The organism is Gemmatimonadota bacterium (genome assembly GCA_016720805.1).
Lineage (GTDB): Bacteria > Gemmatimonadota > Gemmatimonadetes > Gemmatimonadales > GWC2-71-9 > Palsa-1233.
This window is the reverse complement of record JADKJZ010000004.1, coordinates 22,229-40,562: the sequence shown is the minus strand read 5'-3', so window position 1 is coordinate 40,562 and position 18,334 is coordinate 22,229. Positions and strand designations below refer to the sequence as shown.

Genomic DNA, 18,334 nt, shown 5'->3' with positions numbered 1-18,334 from the left:
GCGGGTCGGCGTGCGGCTGGTTCACTGGACCGGCCGAACCCTGGCGCTGAGGAGGAGGGCCCCTCCTGGCCGATGGGGGTGGGTCGATCGTCGCCGCGCTCGCAGCTGACCGATCAGATCCAGGCGCGTCGTGGTGCGGTCACCGGGCGGCTCCGCCTTGTGGCCCCGCTCGGTTTCGGGCGGGTCCACATCGCCCCGCTGGTGGCAGCCTTTCAGGAGACGCACCCCGCGGTGAAGGTCGAGCTGTATCTGTCCGATCGGCACGGGACCATCGCCGAGGGGAACTGGGACGTCGCCGTGCATATCGGCGAGCTGCGCGATTCATCACTGGTGGCCCAGCGAATCGCGCCCAACGACCGGATTTGCTGTGCCGCCTGTCGCTGATCGCCCTGCGCGGGATGCCGACGTCGCCCGCGGAGCTGGCGAACTGGCCGTGCATCGCTTCTCGTGAGAACGACGAGGACACCACCCTCTGGCGCTTTGTGGCAGCGGAGCGTCTGGAGACCGTGCGGGTCGAGCCGGTGCTGGCCACGAACGATGGTGAGGTCGCGCGCGACTGGGCGGTGGCCGGGCTCGGCGTCGTGGTCCGCTCGGAGTGGTCGATCGCGGACGACCTGGCGGCGGGTCGGTTGGTTCGCGTGCTCCCGGAGTGCCGCCGGGTGCCGACGTGATGGCGCTGGTGGCGAGCCGGGCCGGGCGATCGGCCAGGGTGACCGCCTTCATTGCGGCGTTGCGGCGGCCTTTCACTTGGTGCCGTGGCGGAGGGCGCACCAGCACCCCACTTGACAAACCACCGTATACTGAGTATATCACTATGCACAGCGGCTCGGTCTTCGCCAAGGCCGATCCCGGCCGATCTACCCGCAGATCATCGAGCAGGTGCGCCAGCGCATCGCGCTCGGCGACTGGCCGGCCGGCTTCCCCCTGCCATCGATCCGCGAACTGTCCGCCGAGCTCCGTGTGTCGGTCATCACCGTGAAGCGGGCCTACTTCGAGCTCGAGCGCGACGGCGTGATCGTGACGCGCCAGGGGATCGGGTCGGTCGTGGCCGAGGTGCCGGACCTGTCGGACCGCCTCTTCGAGGCACAGCTCCAGCCGCTGCTCGACGCGCTCGCCCACCTGGCCGTCCGCAACCACCTCCCCATCGAGGCGCTGCGCGCTGTCTCGCTGAGGCGATCGCCGCGCCGAGGATCACCCATGACCGATCATGCCATCCGGCTCCGGGGGGTGTGCAACCACTATCCCCCGTTTTCTCTCGGCGACGTCGCGCTCGATGCCGACGGGCAGTAATACGGGTTCATCGGCGCCAATGGCGCCGGTGCCGACGACCATCCGCATCATCATGGGGCTGGTCACCGCCGACTCCGGCGAGATCGAGGTGCTCGGCCACCGCATCCCGGAGGCGACCTCCCGGGCGAAGCAGGACATCGGCTATGTCTCCGAGGACATGCGCCTCTTCCCGCGCGCGACGCTGCAGTGGCACATGGACTTTGTGGCCCAGGTCTTCGGCGCGTGGGACGCTGCCTACGCCGCGACCCTCGTGCGCCGCTTCGATCTGCGTCCGGAGCAGCGCATCAAGGGGATGTCACATGGCCAGCGGATCAAGGCCGGACTGCTGCTCGCGTTGGTACGCCGCCCCAAGTTGCTGGTCCTCGATGAACCGACCACCGGCCTCGATCCGGTCGCGCGGCAGGAAGTGATCGGCGCGCTGACCGACGTGGTCCGCGATGCCGGGCGCTCGGTGCTCTTCTCGAGCCAGAACACGCTGGATGTGGAGCAGATCGCCGACCGTGTGAGCTTCCTCGATCGGGGGCGGATCATCGATGCCGACGACACCGCGGCGTATCTCGATCGGTGGCGGCGGCTGCGCCTGGAGCTCGCAGTGCCGGGAGTGGTGCCCGCGTTGCCGCACATCGTCCAGACCACCGTGCATGGCCATGTCGCGACGCTCGTGACGGATCACTACGACGAGACGATGCTCCAGGCGTGCGCCGCGGGCGGTGCGTCGGTGCAGGGGGTGGAGCGCCTCACCCTCGAAGAAATCTTCGTGACCACGGTGATGGCACGCCGGGAGGAGGTCGCGGCATGAATACCACGATGATTGGCCACCTGGTGCGCAAGGACTGGTACTTCCAGCGTGGCCCGGATCGCGGCCGGCTTCGCCCCTCGGCCTGGTCGGGTCTCGGCATGCTGCTCTCGTCGAGCCAGGCGTCTTCTATCTTGGCGCGGTGCTGCTGCTCACGGTCGATCAGCATCGGAATCTTCCTGACCTTCCTGACCGTGGTGCAGGAGCGCACGCAGGATGCTGCCGTTCGTGATGTCGTTGCCGATCGGCGTGCGAGTACACCGCGGCCAAACTCGCCGCCAACCTGCTCCTCTTCCCGCACGCCCTGGCTCATGCTCGGCGCGGGCGCCACTGCCGTGATCCTCCTGCGTGAGTCGGTGCCCGACGGCGTGCTGCCGTTCACCATCGCCCTGCTCCTGTACGTCCTGAGCGGCTACATCGTCACGCTGGCCACGGCCATCGTCACGGCCCGCGCGTGGACCATTGCCGTCATGGCGACGATCAACCTTGGGTTGCAGGCGGACATCTATTGGTCGCTGCGGCTGGCGGATGTCGCCGCCACCATCTCCGGGCCCACCGTCGCGTGGGTACCGAGTCTGCGCACGATCGCCGCCGTCGAACTTGGCGTCGTGGCGCTGGTCCTCGTTGCCACCTGGCAATGGCAATCGCGCCGCAAGGACTTCCTCTGATGACCAATGCCGCCGTCGCGCGCTGGCATGGTCTCGATGCCGTGCGCGGATTCGCCCTCATTGCGGGCGTGGTCCTCCACGCCTCGATGGCCTTCCTTCCCGGCCCGCAGCTCTGGCTGGTGGCGGACGCCACGCGCAGCACGACGTTGTCGGTGGCGTTCTTCACGATCCACATGGCGCGGATGACGCTCTTCTTCGTGCTGGCCGGCTTCTTCGGCCGCGTGGTGCGTGAGCGGCTCGGGACCGCAGGCTTCCTGCGTCAGCGCGCGCTGCGCATCGGGGTGCCGCTGGTGCTGGCCTGGCCGCTCGTGCTCGGTGTCATCGATGCCGTGCTCAAGGTGTCGATGCCCGGGAGTCCATCCGCCACTGGGGGACTCACGGTCGCGACCTTTCCCCTCGCCCACCTCTGGTTCCTGTATCTGCTGCTCTGGTTGTACACGGGCGCGCTCCTCGTGCGCGGCATGGTCGTGCTGCTTGACCGCGCGGGGCGCGTGCGCACCATGGCCGATGGCGCGATGCGCCTCCTGATCGGGCCGTGGGCGCCCCTGGTGCTGGCCATCCCGGTGGCGTGGTGGCTCTACGACACGCCGTACTGGATGATGTGGTTCGGCATTCCGACACCGGACACCGGTCTGCTGCCGAATCGCGCCGCGCTGCTGAGCTACGGGCTCGCCTTCGGCCTCGGCTGGGTGATGCATCGCCAGGCCGAGCTGTTGCTGCAGCGCATCGAGCGGTGGTGGGCACTCTCCCTGGTGATGGCCATCGCCGCCACGGCGGCGTGCCTGGCCGTTGGCGGGGTGACGCCGCGTCTGATGCCGGCGGCATTCGGGGCGCCGAAGCTGCACTTCGCCGCGCTCTATGCCGTGGGTGTCTGGAGCTGGACATGCGGGTTGATCGGGCTCGGTTTGCGCTTCCTGGCGGGGGCGTCGCCCACGCGCCGCTACCTCGCCGATGCATCGTACTGGATCTACCTCGCCCACCTCCCGCTGCTGCTCGGGCTGCAGCTCCTGATGCGCGACTGGCCGCTGCCCTGGCCACTGAAGTTCGCGTTGCTCCTCGGCGTGACCATGCTGCTCCTGCTCCTCTCCTATCACTGGCTGGTGCGTTCGACCTTCGTCGGCGCGCTCCTGAACGGTCGACGCTATCCGCGTGCCTGGCCGACGACCCCCACCACGAGAACTCCGCTGATGCGTGCACTTGCCCTTCTGGCCCTGCTGCCTGCCGCCCTGGGTGCGCAGGGGCCTGTTCCACCCGCTGCCATGCCCCTCGCGACTTTGCTTGCTCGCTACGCGACGGCAAGCGGTTCGCTGGAGAAGGTCCAGAACCGCCGAGTGGCGATGAAGGTGACCGGGATCCTGCCCGAGGCGATTCCGGTCGTGAGCGAGGCGATGCGTCCGAACCTGCTCCGCAAGGATGTGACACTGGCCGGTGCGGTGCAGATCACCGCGACCGATGGGACGAAGCCGTGGCGGGTCGATCCGTTTGCCTCGCGCGACGGCAAGGCGACGGACGTGCCGGCCGCGGAGCTGGCGGACTTTCTCGAGGAAACCGACTTCGACGGACCGTTGATCGGTGCGGCGGCGAAGCACGTCGTGCTGGAATACGCTGGACCGAAGGTGGTCCAGGTGCGTGGCACCGCCACCCCGGTGCATGCCGTGAACGTGCGTTGGCCGAATGGCCGCACGGCCACGGTGCACCTCGACGCGCGGAGCTATCTGGAGGTGTTGCGGACGCAGCGACGCCCGGTGATGGGGCGCGACGCGTCGATGAGCATCACCAGCAGCGATTACCGCGTGGTGCAGGGGTCCAGGTGCCGTACCTGATGGAGATCGCGGTGGAAGGGTCGCCCGCACCGGTGCGTCTGCAGATCGACAAGGTGGAGTTCAACGTGACCATCGATCGGGGACGGTTCCGTCGGCCCTGAGGCTTGCGTTTCTGACAGCGGCCTGATCGCGGGCGCGTCACGGACTAGCGCTCCGTGCGTGTAGATTCCCGCCGCCCGATCCCCTGGAGTCGACTATTCCCGTGAGCGCAGGCACCCTCAACTGGTGGCAGATCGTCGCCCTGATCGGCGCAGCGCAGGGCGTGATCGTCGCCATGGCGCTCGCCACCAAGCGCCCGCGCCGGACCCCGAACCTGCTGCTCGCGGGGGCGGTGCTGGCGTTCGCCTGCCACCTTGCCACCATCATCTACTACTCGGCCAATCTCGTCCCCCGACTGCCGCATCTCTTCGGCGTGACGCAGCCCGTGCCGTTCCTGTTCGGTCCGCTCTTCTATCTCTATGCCGTCACGGCCAGCGACCAGGGCCGGCGACTCCGGCGCAGCGATCTCTGGCACGCGCTTCCGTTCGTGGCGTTTCTCGCGTGGGGGCTGCCGGTCTACCTCCTTCCGGCGAGTCAGAAGATCGCACTCTTCCACGCGGTCCTCGACGGTCGACTGCCAATCCAGGCCATCGCGGCCGGTCCGCTCATGTTGGTCTCGGGCGTGATCTATACCGCGGTCACCATGCTTGCTCTGCAGCGTCACCAGCGCGTGGTGGCGGAGAACTATTCCACGCTCGACCGCGTCAACTTGAACTGGCTACGCGGCCTGGCACTCGCCTACGCCATGATCTGGGTGAGTGCGGTCGCACTCGGGCTCGCCGAACCGGCAGGGTTGAGCCTCCCCTTCTCCACCGACTTCCTGATCGCGGTGGGAATCACGCTGGTCATTGTCGGCATCGGCTACTGGGGTCTCCGGCAGCCGGAAATCTTCCGCTTCGCCACGGCGGAACACGCCATCCCCGTGGGCGTGGTCGCCCCGGCGACGGACGCCGCCCCCGCGCCCCCGCGGTATGAGCGTTCCGGACTCGCGCCGCGCGAAGCGGACGAGCTCAAAGGACGACTCGTTGCATTGATGGAACGCGAACGCCCCTACCGGCAGCCCGAACTCACCCTCGGCGAGCTCGCCGAACGGTTGGGCACCACGCCGCATCGGCTGTCGGAAGTGCTGAACGCGCAGCTCACGCTCTCGTTCTACGACTTCATCAACGGCTACCGGGTCCGCGAAGTGCAGCAGCGCCTGGTCGGTCCCGACGGCGCTCGCTATACCTACCTGGCGCTGGCGCTCGAGGCCGGCTTCGCCTCGAAGTCGACATTCAACGCGGCCTTCAAGAAGCTGACCGGGCTGACTCCCTCGGAATACCGGCGCGCCGAAGGCGCCTGAACGTCCCGGCCGGTCGGTTCGGACGTATCGCTCGGCCGGGCCGGTCGCCGCCTGCTCCCATCCATCTGATGTTCAGCCCACGACACCGCTCGAACCATTCGAGCCGGTCAATGACTCTGTCTGGGAGAAGCTGATGGGAGCACGCTGGTTGGTCGTGGCGGGCGTGGTGGCGCTGACTGCCTGTGAGACCATGACAATGTCGGATCCGGGGAATCTGGTCCCCCGGACCGTGATGGAGGACTCCTCACTCCCCTCGCTCACGATCAATGGCACGCGCCTGCATGCCGAAACCCGGGGCGACCCGGCCAAGCCGGTGATGGTCGTGCTGCACGGGGGCCCCGGGGGAGACTACCGCTCCTTGCTCCGGCTCGCCGAGCGCTACGACGGCTACTCGTTGGCCGACCACTACCACATGATCTTCTGGGACCAGCGGGGGGCGGGGCTCTCCCAGCGTCACGACAAGGACCTCCTGACGATCGACCAGTATGACGCGGACCTCCTCGCACTGGTCGATCGCTTTGCTCCCGGTCGGCAGGTGACCCTGCTCGGCCAGTCGTGGGGCGGCATCTTCGGGACGTCCTTCATCGATCGACATCCGACCCGGGTGAAGGAGGCGGTGTTCATCGAGTCCGGCCCGCTCACGGGGAGCATGTACGAGCGGATCAAGGGCCAGCTCTTCGACATCAACCTGCTGCGAGAGTGGCTGAACGATGTGGCGTGGACCACGCAGTTCTTCTCCCCCGACGAGCATGTCCGCATGGATTACCAGATGGCGATCGGTGCGAAGGGGGCACAGCCGCGCAACAACGTGCGGCAGGGTCCGGGGGCGGAGCCGTCGTGGCGCGAAGGTGCGTTTGCCAATCGCTATCTGCAGGAGGATGGCCAGGACGGGGCCGCGAAGTTCAACTACGACTTCACCGCCAACCTGCAGGCCTTCACGGGTCGCGTGCTGCTGATCGCGGGGGCGCGCAGCGAGGTGCTCGGGCCGACGCTGCAGCAGGCGCAACGACCGCTGTACCGTACTGCCACGCTGAAGATTGTCGACGGTGGTGGCCACGATGTGCACTGGACGCACACGGCCGAGGTGATGGGGCATGTGCGGGCGTTCCTCGCAGTACCGCAGGGCGGAGGTGCCCAGTGACGCGCACCATGCTGCTTGCCCTGGCGCTGCTTGGCGTAGGACCGCGCGACCTGGCCGCGCAATGGAACCTCGCGCGGCTGCAGCCGGGTGACGCGCAGCTGCACCTCACGATGGCGATTGATCCGGCGGTGATCACCTCGCTCGGGTACGGGCGCTTCACCTCGCTGCTCGGCGCCACCGCACGGTTCGGCGTGGAGGCGGGCGTGGTCGCGGGGGACGCCGAGCTGCGCGACTTCCGGGTGCGCCTGAGCGGCGATGTGCAGCTGATGCAGCGCGGGGCGTTCCGCCTCGTGGCGAGTGCGACGTTCATCACCCGGGGGACGCGCAACACATCATTCCGCGCGGTCAACTTCGGCTCGGACATCGGGGCGACGGCGGGCGTGTATCGGCGTGGATGGTTTGTCGCGGGCGAGATCGGCTTCGACAAGGCGATCATCACCCACCTGACGCACACGCAGGAGTACCGCGATCAGTACTACGCCGACGCCAGGGATGGCTGGTACCTCAACAACGGCGGTACCGGCCGCCTCGGCCTCATGACCGGCACCTCGCTTGGTGCTGCCGAACTGATGCTGCGTGCCGGCGTCGGCCGCACGCAGGGCGGCGAGCCGCTCACCGCCCCGGCATACCTGACCGTCGGCGTCGGCTTCGGCTTCGAGTGACGACTACCTTGCAGCAGCACTTTTGCCGGGAGTATTGCCATGCATGACGCCGCGCACGTTCACCCGCTGGAACGTATGCCGCTGCCGAGGCCGCTGTTGCTGTCGGTGCTCTGGGTCAGCGTCACCCTCTGTTACCTCTACGGTGACTACTTCGGGCTGTACGTGCCCGGGAAGATCCAGCAGCTTCTCGACGGCCGCATGGGCCCACTCGGCACGGTGACCCAGCAGGTGCTGCTGGGTACCGCGACGATGATGGCGATCCCGTCGCTGATGGTCGTGCTCTCGCTGGTGCTGGTACCGCGAGTGAGTCGGTGGCTGAACATCGTCGCGGGCGTGGTCTTCACGGCGATCATGCTGGTCACGATGCCGGGCGCGTGGAGCTTCTATCCCCTGCTCGGTGTCATCGAGGTGGCGCTCACCGTGAGCATCGTGGGAAGGCGTGGACGTGGCCGAGGCGTGTCGCATGAGCGGCACGTCGACGCGCACTGCCGGGCTGCTCTATCTGGTGGTGGTTGTGACCGGGCTCTTTACCCTGGGTTTCGTCCCCTCGCGGCTTCTGGTCGACGGTGACCCGGCGCGGACGGTGCAGAACCTGGTGGCGAACGAATACCTCTGGCGCCTGGGGATCGTGTCCGGGTACCTCTGCAACGTCGCCTTCCTGCTGCTGCCGTTGGAGCTCTACCGCGTGCTGCATCACGTGAATCCGCGCGCCGCGGTGGCGATGGTCGCCCTCGCGGCGGTCAGCGCACCGATCGCGTTCCTGAACCAGGTGCACCTGCTCGACGTGCTCACGCTCATCGGCAACGCATCGCTCACGCCGGAGGTGATGGCAGCGGGGGTGTCGGCCGAGCTCTCGAGCTATCGGAACGGTCAGTTGATGGCGCAGATCTTCTGGGGACTGTGGCTCTGGCCGTTCGGTTACCTGGTGTATCGCTCGGGGTTTCTCCCGAAGGCCATGGGCGTCGTGCTGATGGTGGGCGGCGTCGGCTACGTCATCCACTTCGTGGCGACGCTGCTGCTGCCGGGCTATCAGGAGATGGCGATTGTTCGCTGGATCCGGATGCCGGCGGGGCTGGGGGAGATGGGCACCGCGGCGTGGATGACGGTGCGGGCTCACGGCGCCCCTCCGTGATGCTCCGGCTGGAGTTCGGGTTGTATGGCAACCCGCGCCGTGAGCTCTTTCCCACGCAACCTCGCGCTCCCGCGCGCGGCGCCCACGCTGTCGAGGCCATTCCACAGTGACGACCCACACACTGGATCAACTGACGTATCCCGCCATTGCGGTGGGCATTCTGATACCCATCGTCTACTACGGCATTCAACCGATCGCGATTCTCTTTGCGAGGGACTACGATATCGTGCGCCAGGTGGCGAGCGAGCTCGGTATGGTTACGGTGTCGAGCCGCCCCGCGGTATACAATATCGGCAGGATTGTTGGCAGCATTCCGACATGGATCGCCGCGGTCGGCTTCCCGTTCGGCCTCACACGGATGGGAACGCGCCCACTACCAACCTGGCTGACCACGGTCGGCATGATCTGCATCGCCATGAGCACGGTCCAGGCTGGCATCTTCCCACTCCCGGACCCGAGGCATGAAGGGGTGTTCTTGATCGGCTTTCCAGTCTGGTCACTGAGTCTCATCGCAGCCGCTCGAAGCCTCCCCGACAGCGGCGCATTCCGAATCTATCTGACGGTCAACTTTGCCTTGTCGATTCTGATGCTGGTCGCCAGGGGCGTCGTTGGCGAGCAGTTCTTTTCGCCGATTGCTGGGTTGTTCCAACGACTCTTTGCCTTGGTCACCGTCGTTCCCATTGGCGTGGCAGCCTGGTTTCTGGCACGACGCCTCAAGCGATTTGCACTGCAATGACGAGCTTGACGATTCGGCGGTCGCGGCCTTTGCGCTGGTCGCGTCACTCGCGGGGCAGGTTGCTCGGTGGCGCGCGTTGAACTGCTGGGCGAGAGCCACCAGGTCAGCCGTCAGGTGCTGCGTGCCGATGAAGCAGCCCTTCCGGAGCAGATGCACGCCGGGACGAGTCCAGGTGACGGAGCCCTCACAGCGAATCCTGCGCCCCCGCATCATCCCCTCGTGAGCCAGTGGGTGGGTCACCCATGCGTCTTGAATGTGCTCTTCGACTGGAAACCTGCATGTGAGGAGATATGTACAAGACGATAACGCTTCCAGAGAAGTCCGACAGGAAATCGCCAGCGGGTGCAGATGTTCGCATCCTTATGAATGGCAATAGGGGCGGCATGATCCATAGCACGGTCCCTCCGCGCCAAGTCAATCGAGCGGCTGTCCACGCAACGGTGAGTGAATTCTGGTATGTGTTGGAAGGACATGGCGAAATTTGGCGAGATGACGGCACAGAGAGCGGCGTCTCTGTGCTTGTGCCAGGCACATCAATCGACATTCCAGTCGGAACACGATTTCAATACCGCAATGTGGCGGACACCGACTTGAAGTTCATTTGCATCACCATGCCACCTTGGCCAGGGGAATCAGAAGCCACTATTGTCACGGGTATCTGGCAGCCGACGCTGTGAAGGTGTTCTATCGAGTAGAAGCGTTGGACGCGGAGAAGGTGGCTGACACGAGGTGACGCGCCGCCTGGCTCCCGTGTAGTGTGGCGATGAAACAGCCTTTCTGCCGCGCCCGTAGGCCGGTGCGATTCCAGGTGACGGACTCCTCGCGACACCGCGCGCATGGAGGGGATCATTGTCGCCGGCCGTCCAGTCGCTTCACCGCAATGCCGAGGGGAAGTCGTGCGCTTCAGATTGCCACTCGAGACCGTCGTGCTCCTGGCCGTCGTCGCCTGTCAGGATGCTCCGCCCCCCACACCGGATGTCCCGCCGCCCAGTGCCGTGCCGGCGACCGCCGCCCGTACGAATGGCTGTCCCGATGACTCGACGTGGACCGCCCCCCAGGCGCCGTTTCGCATCTACGGCAACACCTGGCATGTCGGGCCGCGGGGGCTTGGCGTATTTCTGATCACCTCGCCAGCGGGCCACGTCGTGATCGATGGCGGGGTACCCGGTGGCGCCGCGTTGATCGAGGCGAACATCACGAGCGCAGGCTTCAATGTTCGCGACGTGAAGTGGATCCTGGTCTCGCACGCGCACTGTGACCATGCGGGCGACGTTGCCCAATTGGCCCGCAGTACGGGCGCCGAGATTATCGCTGGGGCGGAAGACCTTCCATTGCTGGCACGCGGGGGCCGGGATGATCCGCAATACGGTGATCGGTTCGCCTATCCTGCCGTGCAGGGCGCCAGGGCGGTCAGCGATGGTGAGCAGTTGCGCCTCGGCGAGTTGACGCTCACCGCGCACCTCACGCCGGGCCACACCAGGGGCAACACGACCTGGGCGTGGAGGTCGTGCGAGGATGGTCGTTGTCTCAATCTCGTGGATGTCGGATCGCTCTCGGCGCCAGGATACAGACTCGTGGGCAATCCGAAGCACCCGGATCTCGTGAAGGACTATCAGGCGAGTTTTCTGAAGGTCGCGGCGTTGCCCTGCGACATCGCGCTCGCGCCGCACCCAGGGATGGTCGACTTCTGGGAGCGCGTCGCCAAACGTGACCAGGGCCAGGCCGACGCCATGATCGACCGGACGCTTTGCCGTGCGTATGCCGACGGTGCCGGCGAGAGCTTTGCCGCGGCGCTGGCAAAGCAGCAGCAGGAAGCAGCCTCGGCTACGCGAAGCGCCGAAAAGTCGAACTGATCGCTCCAACCTGCTCGGCGCTCAACCCGGTGGCCTTCGCCTCCGGCTCCCATTGCGTCAGCGCGGTATCGACTTCTTCGAGGATCTCGGCACCATCATGGGGGACGTCGAAGGCGCGCGCAGCGGCCAGCAAATCTTCGCGGGTGAAGTCGTCGTCCTTCCCGCCGATCGTCATCTGGTGCGTGAGCGTCCAGTTGCTGCCGTAGGCCCAGGTCACGTCGAAGGCGGGGGCGAGGCGCCAGCGGCCGTCGGGTCCCATCAGGAAGGCGATGTTCTTGACGTGATCGTCCTGATTGCGCGCGGCGAGGTTGAACACCATGCGCCGGAACGCCTGGTCGATGGCGGGCTGCCCCATGCCGAGGGTGCGGATGGTGCGGAAGTAGTCTTCGTAGGAGACGAGTTGCCGGATGTTGTAGTCGGCGTGAAGGAGGCCACCGAGGGAGTGCAGGTGGATGCGCTCACTCCCGTCGCGATCGAACCGCTCGGTCATGAAGTGGGCGAAGTCGCGCTCGTGCAGCAGGTGGCACTCCGACATCTCGATGCCCGCTGCGCGTGCCATCTGCGCATAGGCGTACTCGATACGGCCGAACGGTCCCGGTGCGAACGCCTTGTCGAGCGTGTGGCCGCCCTGGCCGGCGGAGACGCCGTCGAACTTGATCAACCACTGCTCGTCGCCGGCGGCCCCGGGTGCAAAGGCCGACTTCACTCGGCCGAGCGCGCGGTTCCACTGGATCAACGCCTTGGCGCGCGCACCGCCGGCACTCGCGCCGACACGCATCATTTCCGGGACCGCCACGGCCGGGTCACCCTCGATCACGCGCCGAGCCTCGGCGACGAGCTGCGCCACCGAGAGCGCTTCTTCCGCTTCGCGACTCGCCTGCCGATCGAGCGGCGGCGTGAACTCGAGTGCGCCCATCGCGCGCCTGCCGATATAGAGGAGCCGCTGCACCGGACTCAGCGCGGCAGCGGGGGTACCACCCTGCTCGAAGTAGCGCCGGATGACCGCGTTGCCGAAGGCATCGGGGAGCGAGTCGGCCAGCACGCCGGGCAGTCCGGCGAAGGCCTCGACGCGCTGCAGTTCGGGAAAGGCGACGGGGCCGCCGCGCGCGAGCGGGAGGTGGATGGGGGAGATCTCCAGCCCCGAGCGCCGGAAGGGCTCGGTGTATTCGAAGGTCACCGCGCCCAGGCGGTCCTCCGCGACGGCGCCGACGTGCTGCCCCCAGAGGTGCACGCTGGCGACGGTGTACTCCGTCGCCGGACGGCGCCGCGGCGCGCGCGGCGGCACGTCAGTCACCGGTGGGTCCACCGCTCCGGCGGCGTGGTCGGCCGGCGCGCTGCCGTTCGCGTCCGGCCATCGCCGCGAGTTGCAGTGGCGAGACGAGCGGTGCAGGGAGGAAGGCGTCGAGTGCGTCGACGCGGCCCAGGGCGCGGAGGATTCGCACGACGGTCTCGAAGGTGGGATTTTCTCCCGCTTCGGCGCGCTCGACAGTCCGGACCGCGACACCCGCCTCCCTGGCAATCTCCGCGACGGTGCGGTTCTGCTGGAGGCGGTAGCGCTTGAGGCGCTCGCCGGCCTCGCGGAGAATCTCGTGGGTGGTGGCGGTTGGGGTGAGTTGGTGCATTCTATGACCTGTGTGTAATATGGCATAAAAGTCGTATTTAGATACTTCGACTCTTAAAACGGACATATAAGACTTATAATAGTCTCAGATAGTCACCCTGCAAGTGGGGGGGGGCGTTCCAGATTGCAAAGTAGCCACCACGTTTGAGAATCGGCAGGTCGCTGTTTGTGTTGGAAGCATGGGTGCGGTCCGGTGCGCCTGCTTTCGACGTACTCGCCTGGGTTATCGCTCCCGATTCAATCTCCGTTTCTCCCCCTCGATTGCCTGGAGCTGACGTGCGGCCTGCAGCCAATTCGCCCGAAGTCCGTGCTCAGGTTGCGCAACTCGTTGCGCGCACTGCGCTCACACAGGCCAAGTCCGAAATTGCGATCGGGTTCTGGCATGGCCTGAGCGAGAAAGAAATTGCCACGTGGTTGGGCGAGCCGCAGAACACCGTGCACGAGCACGTGCGCCGACTGTACCGCGATCAGCGGTGGCCTGAGATGCGGTGCTCTTGACCGCTGGCAAAATGGGATCGACGTGATGGTGCGCTGCGATCAGTTGTAGCTTACGGCAACCTCCCAATCGGCCTGCCGGTAATATTCCCGACAGGCCGATTTCCATCACGCCGCGGCTGCGCACGGTCAACTCGTAAGTCGATCTCGAGAGGTGGCAAGTCATGAAGCTGGGGATCAGGTGTGCGATGTACGGCGCGGTCCTTCTCGGCGCCTCAGGATGCGCGGACGCGGCAGAAGACCGAGGCGTCGAATCGGTTCCGCTTGCCGTTCTCGACCTGGAGCGGATGCCATTTGCACCGGACAGCGTCGTCGCACCCTTCGGGCAGGTCTCGGTCGTCGCAGATGCCGAAGGAGGACTTTACTTTCTCGGTCAAACCATCGAACGCTTTTGGATCACCCACCTCGATTCAACTGGGCGGCTGATCCGGCGATTCGGAAGGGAGGGTAGCGGTCCAGGTGAGCTTTCCGGGGGAGGCGTCCTGCTTGGCTTGGGTGCAGATTCACTCGTCGTGGTCGACACAAGAAGAAGCGTCGCGGTAATCTACGACGGGGCTGGAAACTTCCTTGGTGAAACCAGGCTGCCTCCATCGATGTTTCCGCTGGCAGCGGCCGATCAGGCGGTCTTCGGATTTGACCCAATGGAAATATTGCGCGGCGGTTCCCCGCGGGTTGTCCGCCTCTCTTTAGGTACGCCCGCCGGTGAGGTCCGAGAAGTGGTACTGGATTCCACCTCACCGACTTTTATCGCACCCTACCGTCGGACGAGGGCCGGTGGGTCGCCGCCACCGATTCCTGCCTTCTCAGCTTCCGGCGGGTGGCGCGCAGTTGCGGATGGCGTTTCTGGGCGCATCGCTGTGGTTGGACCCGATACCGCGTTCGACTTTACCGTGCCCTTTGAACCCTTTCACCGTGGCCCCAAAGAGCTGTCGCAGATTCGTGCGAGCCTTACGGCTGCCATGCAACCAACTCGTGGCCCTGGGGGCAAGATTGAGCCCGTCGATCCGGCCCTTGCCGCACGGTTAGACACGCTTGCACGCGAACATCTTCCATACACGGCGTGGCCCGGGCTGGTCATCGACGCTCGCGGCCGAGTGACACTGATCGCCGGTCGCAACGACTCCACCGCCGTTGATGTATTCCAAGGCTCGCAGCCCCTGGCCCACGCTATGCTCGATTGCTATCGCCCAGGGAAGCGGATCTCCCTCCGGGGGCGTTGGCTGGCGCTCCAGTGCACAGTAGGGGACGAATCGGACCCGTCGTTTGAACTCCGGCTATATCGGTTGCGGAGCTAGCTCTGCGGCGAGTTGCCCTCACTTCTTGAAGTGGTCAGCCCAATGTGACGGGAACGGTATCCACTTGGGTTTTCCCTTGCCCCCCGATTAGCTCGCCTCAGCGGCCCCCACCCCCCCGACACCGATCCGAGCAGTACTTCACCCGCTCCCCCTCCCGCTCCCACTTCTCCCGCCAGGTGAACGGTTTGCCGCACACCGCGCAGATCTTGGTGGGGCGCTCGGAGGGCGGGCGGTGCTTGGGCATGTGCCTACCTCGGCAACCAGCTCCCCCCACCCACCAGCTCCGCCACCACATCCTCACTGGTCCGGTCCGCGGCCTCGGCGGCGAAATTCGTCATCACGCGATGCCGCAGAACGGCGAGCGCCACGCTCTTCACGTCGTCGAGGTCCGCCTGCGGCCGGCCGTCCCATGGCGGCGCGCGCCTTGGCGCCGAGCACCAGGTACTGCGACGCACGCGGCCCCGCGCCCCACTCGACGTACTCGCGCACCAGCGGCGGCGCCTCGGCCTCGTTCGGCCGCGTCATCCGCGCCAGCAACACCGCCGCCGAAATCAGCGACTCGCTCACCGGAATCCGCCGCACCAGCGACTGCATCGCCGAGAGCTCGGCACCGTCGAAGACCGGCTTGACCGTCGGCATCCGTGAGCCGGTGGTCTGCGCGACGATCGTCTCCTCCTCGCTGCGCGACGGATAGCCGAGCCGGAGCTCGAGCATGAAGCGGTCGAGCTGCGCCTCGGGGAGGGGGTAGGTCCCCTCCTGCTCGATCGGGTTCTGGGTGGCCAAGACAAAGAACGGAGCGGGGAGGGGGTAGGTCTGCCCGGCCACCGTCACCGTCCGCTCCTGCATCGCCTGAAGCAGGGCGGCCTGGGTCTTCGGCGGGGTCCGGTTGATCTCGTCGGCCAGGACCACCTGGGCGAAGATCGGCCCCGGGACGAAGCGGAAGTGCCGCTTGCCAGTGGCCGGGTCCTCCTCGACCAGCTCGGTCCCGGTGATGTCGCCCGGCATCAGGTCCGGGGTGAACTGCACCCGGTTGAAGGAGAGGTTCAGCGCCTCGGCCACCGTCGACACCAGGAGCGTCTTGGCCAGCCCCGGCACCCCCACCAGCAGGGCATGCCCCCCGCCCAGAATGGCCGTCAGGACCCCATCCACCGCCTCGGTCTGCCCCACCACCCGCTCGGCGACCTGGGTCCGGAGGGCGGTGACGCCATCGGCGAGCCGCCGGAGCTGGGTCAGGTCATCTGGGGCGGAAGGAGCGGTCATCGGAGGTCCGGTGGGTGGATTGGTGAGGGGGGAAGATAGAGGGGCCAGAAGCCCGATGATCGATCATCGATGATCGATCATCGATCATCCCCTGCCGACCTTGGTACGCCCCCCCTCCGGATGGGGTTTCGCGGGGGGCTTTTTCGCTTGCGAAATATTTCACAAGCCCATACCTTCCCGCCCGTGAAACCCCGTGATTCGGGCAATCGAGCCATGGGAGAGGGGTGGGTCTATGTATCCCACGGGATCACCTTCGCGGTGGTCGTGACCCTCTCCGCGCTGGGCGGCGTCTGGCTCGATCGACGCCTCGGCACGATGCCGCTCGCGACCCTCGTCGGCACCATCGGCGGGACGGCGTGGGTCGGGGTCTGGCTCTTCGCCAAGTTGCGCGGCGGGAAGGGGCCCAAGGAGCCACCCACTGGGTAGCCGGTTGCTGGTCGGAACGGTCGCGACAGCCCTGGTTGCTGCGGTGGCCTGGCTGGCGGGTGGGGTGGCAGGGGCGACGGGTGCGGCCACGGCCGGCCTCGTGGCGACGCTGCTCTCGCTGCTGGCGCTCCGGCTGGTGAAGCGGACCGGACGCGAGCCGACGGTGGACCAGTTGATGGTGTACGGCATCGGCGTGGTGTTGCGGATGCTCGGTGTGCTGATCATTGCGGTGCTGGTGGTGCGGGACGCGGAGCACTTTCCGCCCTGGCCCACCGCGCTGGGATATCTGGGAGTGATCCTCCCGCTTCTGTATCTGGAGACACGGCTGCGATCATGAGTGGCGAGAGCGAAGGGTTCAGCATTGCCGAGATGATGTTCCATCACACGGCCGACGCCCATGAACTGGACTTCGGCGGGTACATCATTCATCTCCCGCGCTGGGAGCCGGTGCACATCGGCAGCATGGCGATCGACCTCTCGCCGACGCGCCACGTCGTCTTCCTCGTGCTGGCCGCCATCATCGTCGTGACGCTGATGTGGATCACCGCCAACGGCGTCGAGAAGGCGCGCAAGGCCGGCGTCCCGCCGAAGGGCTTCGCCGGGATGATGGAGATGATCGTCCTCTACGTCCGGAACGACATCGCCATCGCCAACATCGGCGAGGAAGAGGGCCGTCGCTGGGCCCCCTTCATCATGTCGCTCTTCTTCCTGATCCTCGTCTCGAACTTCCTTGGCCTGATTCCGTTCGGCTCCTCGCCGACCGGCAACCTCGCCATGACCGGCGCGCTGGCGTTCATCGTGCTGCTGGCCATCGAGATCGGCGGGATGTTCAAGCTCGGCTTCAAAGGCTACATGGGCACGATCTTCCCGCACGTTGACGGGCTCCACGGCATCGGCGCCGTCGCGATGTCGATCGGGATGGCGCCCATTGAAGTGCTCTCGAAGCTGGTGAAGCCGTTTGCCCTGGCCGTCCGACTCTTCGGCAACATGCTGGCCGGCCACTTCGTCCTGCTCTCGCTCTTCGGCATCGTCTTCATGTTCAGCGGCCTCGGCATGGTGGGCAGCGGCGGCATCGCGCTGATCACCGGCGCGGTGGTCGTCGGCATCATGTTCCTCGAGCTGATCGTGGCGCTGCTGCAGGCGTACGTCTTTGCGCTGTTGAGTGCGGTGTTCATCGGGATGATGCAGCACGAGCACTAGTTAGTCGTTAGTCGTTAGTCGTTAGGAGTATCACTCCATGACGATGCCCCTAACGACCAACGACTAACACCTAATGACCTTGTTCCACCCCGTCGCCCCACGCATCCTGTGGCGCCGGTTCTCGAGGCGGTGACCGTCACCGCCCAGGAGGTTGGGCCGCTGGCCCGTTGACCTCCATCGTATGGCCGCTCGTTCCGGAAGAGACGAGATGGCTGGCGCGCGATGCAGATCCTTGACTCATCTTCCCTGGCTTTGTGGACTACGACAATGATGATGAACATGCTGATGCAGACGGGTGAGATGTCGGAAGCGGCGGCGAAGTTGATCGGGGCGGGCTATGGTCAGCTCGGCGCCGGCATCGCGATCGGCCTCGCCATCCTCGGCGCGGGCATCGGCCTCGGCCGGATCGGTGGCCAGGTGGCCGAAGGGATCGCGCGGCAGCCGGAAGCGGCGGGCGAGATCCGCGGCGCGGGCCTGCTGATCGCCGTCCTCCTCGAAGGCGCCACGATCATCGCGCTCGTCTTCGCCCTGCTCTTCAAGGTCATTAAGTGATCA

The 18,334-nt window shown here is 66.3% G+C and carries 20 protein-coding genes and 4 pseudogenes; 20 read left to right on the top strand and 4 right to left on the bottom strand.

Features of this window, described 5'->3' with window-relative positions:
* The first annotated feature begins 78 nt into the window (after nucleotides 1-78).
* The 14 genes and pseudogenes from IPP98_06105 to bla all read left to right on the top strand — a co-directional run bounded on the left by IPP98_06105 (nucleotide 79) and on the right by bla (nucleotide 11,482).
* Nucleotides 79-384 carry a hypothetical protein gene (locus IPP98_06105; GenBank protein MBL0178686.1) on the top strand — a complete coding sequence of 102 codons (306 nt, stop codon included), beginning with the start codon at nucleotides 79-81 and terminating at the stop codon, nucleotides 382-384.
* Nucleotides 363-671 (top strand): hypothetical protein, encoded by a 309-nt coding sequence (locus IPP98_06100; GenBank protein ID MBL0178685.1) that lies wholly within the window; start codon nucleotides 363-365, stop codon nucleotides 669-671. Before IPP98_06105 ends, IPP98_06100 begins: the two co-directional genes overlap by 22 nt.
* Before the next feature lie 184 nt (nucleotides 672-855).
* A pseudogene (locus IPP98_06095) lies at nucleotides 856-1,053 on the top strand (GntR family transcriptional regulator).
* Nucleotides 1,054-1,197: 144 nt separating this feature from the next.
* Nucleotides 1,198-2,089, top strand: a pseudogene (locus tag IPP98_06090) (ABC transporter ATP-binding protein).
* The gene (locus IPP98_06085) at nucleotides 2,086-2,754 is read left to right on the top strand and encodes a hypothetical protein (GenBank protein ID MBL0178684.1); all 669 of its coding nucleotides are present in this window, start codon (nucleotides 2,086-2,088) and stop codon (nucleotides 2,752-2,754) included. Before IPP98_06090 ends, IPP98_06085 begins: the two are co-directional and overlap by 4 nt.
* Nucleotides 2,754-4,577: an acyltransferase gene (locus IPP98_06080; protein ID MBL0178683.1), complete on the top strand. Its 1,824-nt coding sequence runs from the start codon at nucleotides 2,754-2,756 to the stop codon at nucleotides 4,575-4,577. Before IPP98_06085 ends, IPP98_06080 begins: the two co-directional genes overlap by 1 nt.
* A gap of 202 nt (nucleotides 4,578-4,779) precedes the next feature.
* Nucleotides 4,780-5,958 carry an AraC family transcriptional regulator gene (locus tag IPP98_06075; protein ID MBL0178682.1) on the top strand — a complete coding sequence of 393 codons (1,179 nt, stop codon included), beginning with the start codon at nucleotides 4,780-4,782 and terminating at the stop codon, nucleotides 5,956-5,958.
* A 133-nt stretch (nucleotides 5,959-6,091) separates the two neighbouring features.
* Entirely contained in the window at nucleotides 6,092-7,099 is a 1,008-nt protein-coding gene (locus tag IPP98_06070) for an alpha/beta hydrolase (GenBank protein ID MBL0178681.1), read from the top strand.
* Nucleotides 7,096-7,761, top strand: a complete 666-nt coding sequence (locus IPP98_06065) for a hypothetical protein (GenBank protein MBL0178680.1) — start codon at nucleotides 7,096-7,098, stop codon at nucleotides 7,759-7,761. The genes IPP98_06070 and IPP98_06065 overlap by 4 nt, the downstream gene beginning before the upstream one ends.
* Before the next feature lie 39 nt (nucleotides 7,762-7,800).
* Nucleotides 7,801-8,228 (top strand): annotated as a pseudogene (locus IPP98_06060) (hypothetical protein).
* Nucleotides 8,225-8,893, top strand: a complete 669-nt coding sequence (locus IPP98_06055) for a DUF4386 domain-containing protein (GenBank protein MBL0178679.1) — start codon at nucleotides 8,225-8,227, stop codon at nucleotides 8,891-8,893. Before IPP98_06060 ends, IPP98_06055 begins: the two are co-directional and overlap by 4 nt.
* 106 nt (nucleotides 8,894-8,999) lie before the next feature.
* Entirely contained in the window at nucleotides 9,000-9,629 is a 630-nt protein-coding gene (locus IPP98_06050) for a DUF998 domain-containing protein (protein MBL0178678.1), read from the top strand.
* 290 nt (nucleotides 9,630-9,919) lie between these two features.
* Nucleotides 9,920-10,306, top strand: a complete 387-nt coding sequence (locus tag IPP98_06045; protein ID MBL0178677.1) for a cupin domain-containing protein — start codon at nucleotides 9,920-9,922, stop codon at nucleotides 10,304-10,306.
* Nucleotides 10,307-10,525: 219 nt separating this feature from the next.
* Nucleotides 10,526-11,482, top strand: a complete 957-nt coding sequence (gene bla, locus IPP98_06040; protein MBL0178676.1) for a subclass B3 metallo-beta-lactamase — start codon at nucleotides 10,526-10,528, stop codon at nucleotides 11,480-11,482.
* Here the strand turns inward: bla and IPP98_06035 are convergent.
* Together IPP98_06035 and IPP98_06030 are read right to left on the bottom strand one after the other, a co-directional pair.
* Nucleotides 11,454-12,776, bottom strand: coding sequence for a type II toxin-antitoxin system HipA family toxin (locus tag IPP98_06035; GenBank protein MBL0178675.1), 1,323 nt, complete (start codon nucleotides 12,774-12,776; stop codon nucleotides 11,454-11,456). The genes bla and IPP98_06035 overlap by 29 nt on opposite strands.
* Nucleotides 12,769-13,104, bottom strand: a complete 336-nt coding sequence (locus IPP98_06030) for a helix-turn-helix transcriptional regulator (protein MBL0178674.1) — start codon at nucleotides 13,102-13,104, stop codon at nucleotides 12,769-12,771. The genes IPP98_06035 and IPP98_06030 overlap by 8 nt, the downstream gene beginning before the upstream one ends.
* 275 nt (nucleotides 13,105-13,379) lie before the next feature.
* On the opposite strand from IPP98_06030, the gene IPP98_06025 reads away from it, so the two are divergent.
* The gene (locus IPP98_06025) at nucleotides 13,380-13,601 is read left to right on the top strand and encodes a hypothetical protein (GenBank protein MBL0178673.1); all 222 of its coding nucleotides are present in this window, start codon (nucleotides 13,380-13,382) and stop codon (nucleotides 13,599-13,601) included.
* Between the two features lie 161 nt (nucleotides 13,602-13,762).
* The gene (locus IPP98_06020) at nucleotides 13,763-14,893 is read left to right on the top strand and encodes a hypothetical protein (GenBank protein ID MBL0178672.1); all 1,131 of its coding nucleotides are present in this window, start codon (nucleotides 13,763-13,765) and stop codon (nucleotides 14,891-14,893) included.
* A 97-nt stretch (nucleotides 14,894-14,990) separates the two neighbouring features.
* Here the strand turns inward: IPP98_06020 and IPP98_06015 are convergent, their stop codons facing one another.
* Entirely contained in the window at nucleotides 14,991-15,137 is a 147-nt protein-coding gene (locus tag IPP98_06015; GenBank protein MBL0178671.1) for a DUF2256 domain-containing protein, read from the bottom strand.
* 4 nt (nucleotides 15,138-15,141) lie between these two features.
* Nucleotides 15,142-16,153 (bottom strand): annotated as a pseudogene (locus tag IPP98_06010) (AAA family ATPase).
* Between the two features lie 183 nt (nucleotides 16,154-16,336).
* Between IPP98_06010 and IPP98_06005 the strand changes: the two are divergent.
* The 4 genes from IPP98_06005 to atpE all read left to right on the top strand — a co-directional run bounded on the left by IPP98_06005 (nucleotide 16,337) and on the right by atpE (nucleotide 18,331).
* Nucleotides 16,337-16,579: an AtpZ/AtpI family protein gene (locus IPP98_06005; protein ID MBL0178670.1), complete on the top strand. Its 243-nt coding sequence runs from the start codon at nucleotides 16,337-16,339 to the stop codon at nucleotides 16,577-16,579.
* 4 nt (nucleotides 16,580-16,583) lie between these two features.
* On the top strand, nucleotides 16,584-16,916 hold the full coding sequence (locus tag IPP98_06000; GenBank protein MBL0178669.1) for an ATP synthase subunit I: 333 nt from the start codon (nucleotides 16,584-16,586) through the stop codon (nucleotides 16,914-16,916).
* On the top strand, nucleotides 16,913-17,779 hold the full coding sequence (gene atpB, locus IPP98_05995) for a F0F1 ATP synthase subunit A (protein MBL0178668.1): 867 nt from the start codon (nucleotides 16,913-16,915) through the stop codon (nucleotides 17,777-17,779). The genes IPP98_06000 and atpB overlap by 4 nt, the downstream gene beginning before the upstream one ends.
* A gap of 267 nt (nucleotides 17,780-18,046) precedes the next feature.
* Complete coding sequence (atpE, locus tag IPP98_05990; GenBank protein ID MBL0178667.1) at nucleotides 18,047-18,331, top strand: ATP synthase F0 subunit C; 285 nt, start codon at nucleotides 18,047-18,049, stop codon at nucleotides 18,329-18,331.
* Nucleotides 18,332-18,334: the final 3 nt, after the last annotated feature.

What these genes read in the sequence shown, in the direction of transcription:
- IPP98_06085 (MBL0178684.1), top strand. Translation starts at nt 2,086, where the DNA reads ATGAATACCACGATGATTGGCCACCTGGTGCGCAAGGACTGGTACTTC.
- IPP98_06080 (MBL0178683.1), top strand. Translation starts at nt 2,754, where the DNA reads ATGACCAATGCCGCCGTCGCGCGCTGGCATGGTCTCGATGCCGTGCGC.
- IPP98_06070 (MBL0178681.1), top strand. Translation starts at nt 6,092, where the DNA reads ATGGGAGCACGCTGGTTGGTCGTGGCGGGCGTGGTGGCGCTGACTGCC.
- IPP98_06055 (MBL0178679.1), top strand. Translation starts at nt 8,225, where the DNA reads ATGAGCGGCACGTCGACGCGCACTGCCGGGCTGCTCTATCTGGTGGTG.
- IPP98_06045 (MBL0178677.1), top strand. Translation starts at nt 9,920, where the DNA reads ATGTACAAGACGATAACGCTTCCAGAGAAGTCCGACAGGAAATCGCCA.
- IPP98_06030 (MBL0178674.1), bottom strand. Translation starts at nt 13,104, where the DNA reads ATGCACCAACTCACCCCAACCGCCACCACCCACGAGATTCTCCGCGAG.
- IPP98_06020 (MBL0178672.1), top strand. Translation starts at nt 13,763, where the DNA reads ATGAAGCTGGGGATCAGGTGTGCGATGTACGGCGCGGTCCTTCTCGGC.
- IPP98_06015 (MBL0178671.1), bottom strand. Translation starts at nt 15,137, where the DNA reads ATGCCCAAGCACCGCCCGCCCTCCGAGCGCCCCACCAAGATCTGCGCG.
- atpB (MBL0178668.1), top strand. Translation starts at nt 16,913, where the DNA reads ATGAGTGGCGAGAGCGAAGGGTTCAGCATTGCCGAGATGATGTTCCAT.
- atpE (MBL0178667.1), top strand. Translation starts at nt 18,047, where the DNA reads ATGATGATGAACATGCTGATGCAGACGGGTGAGATGTCGGAAGCGGCG.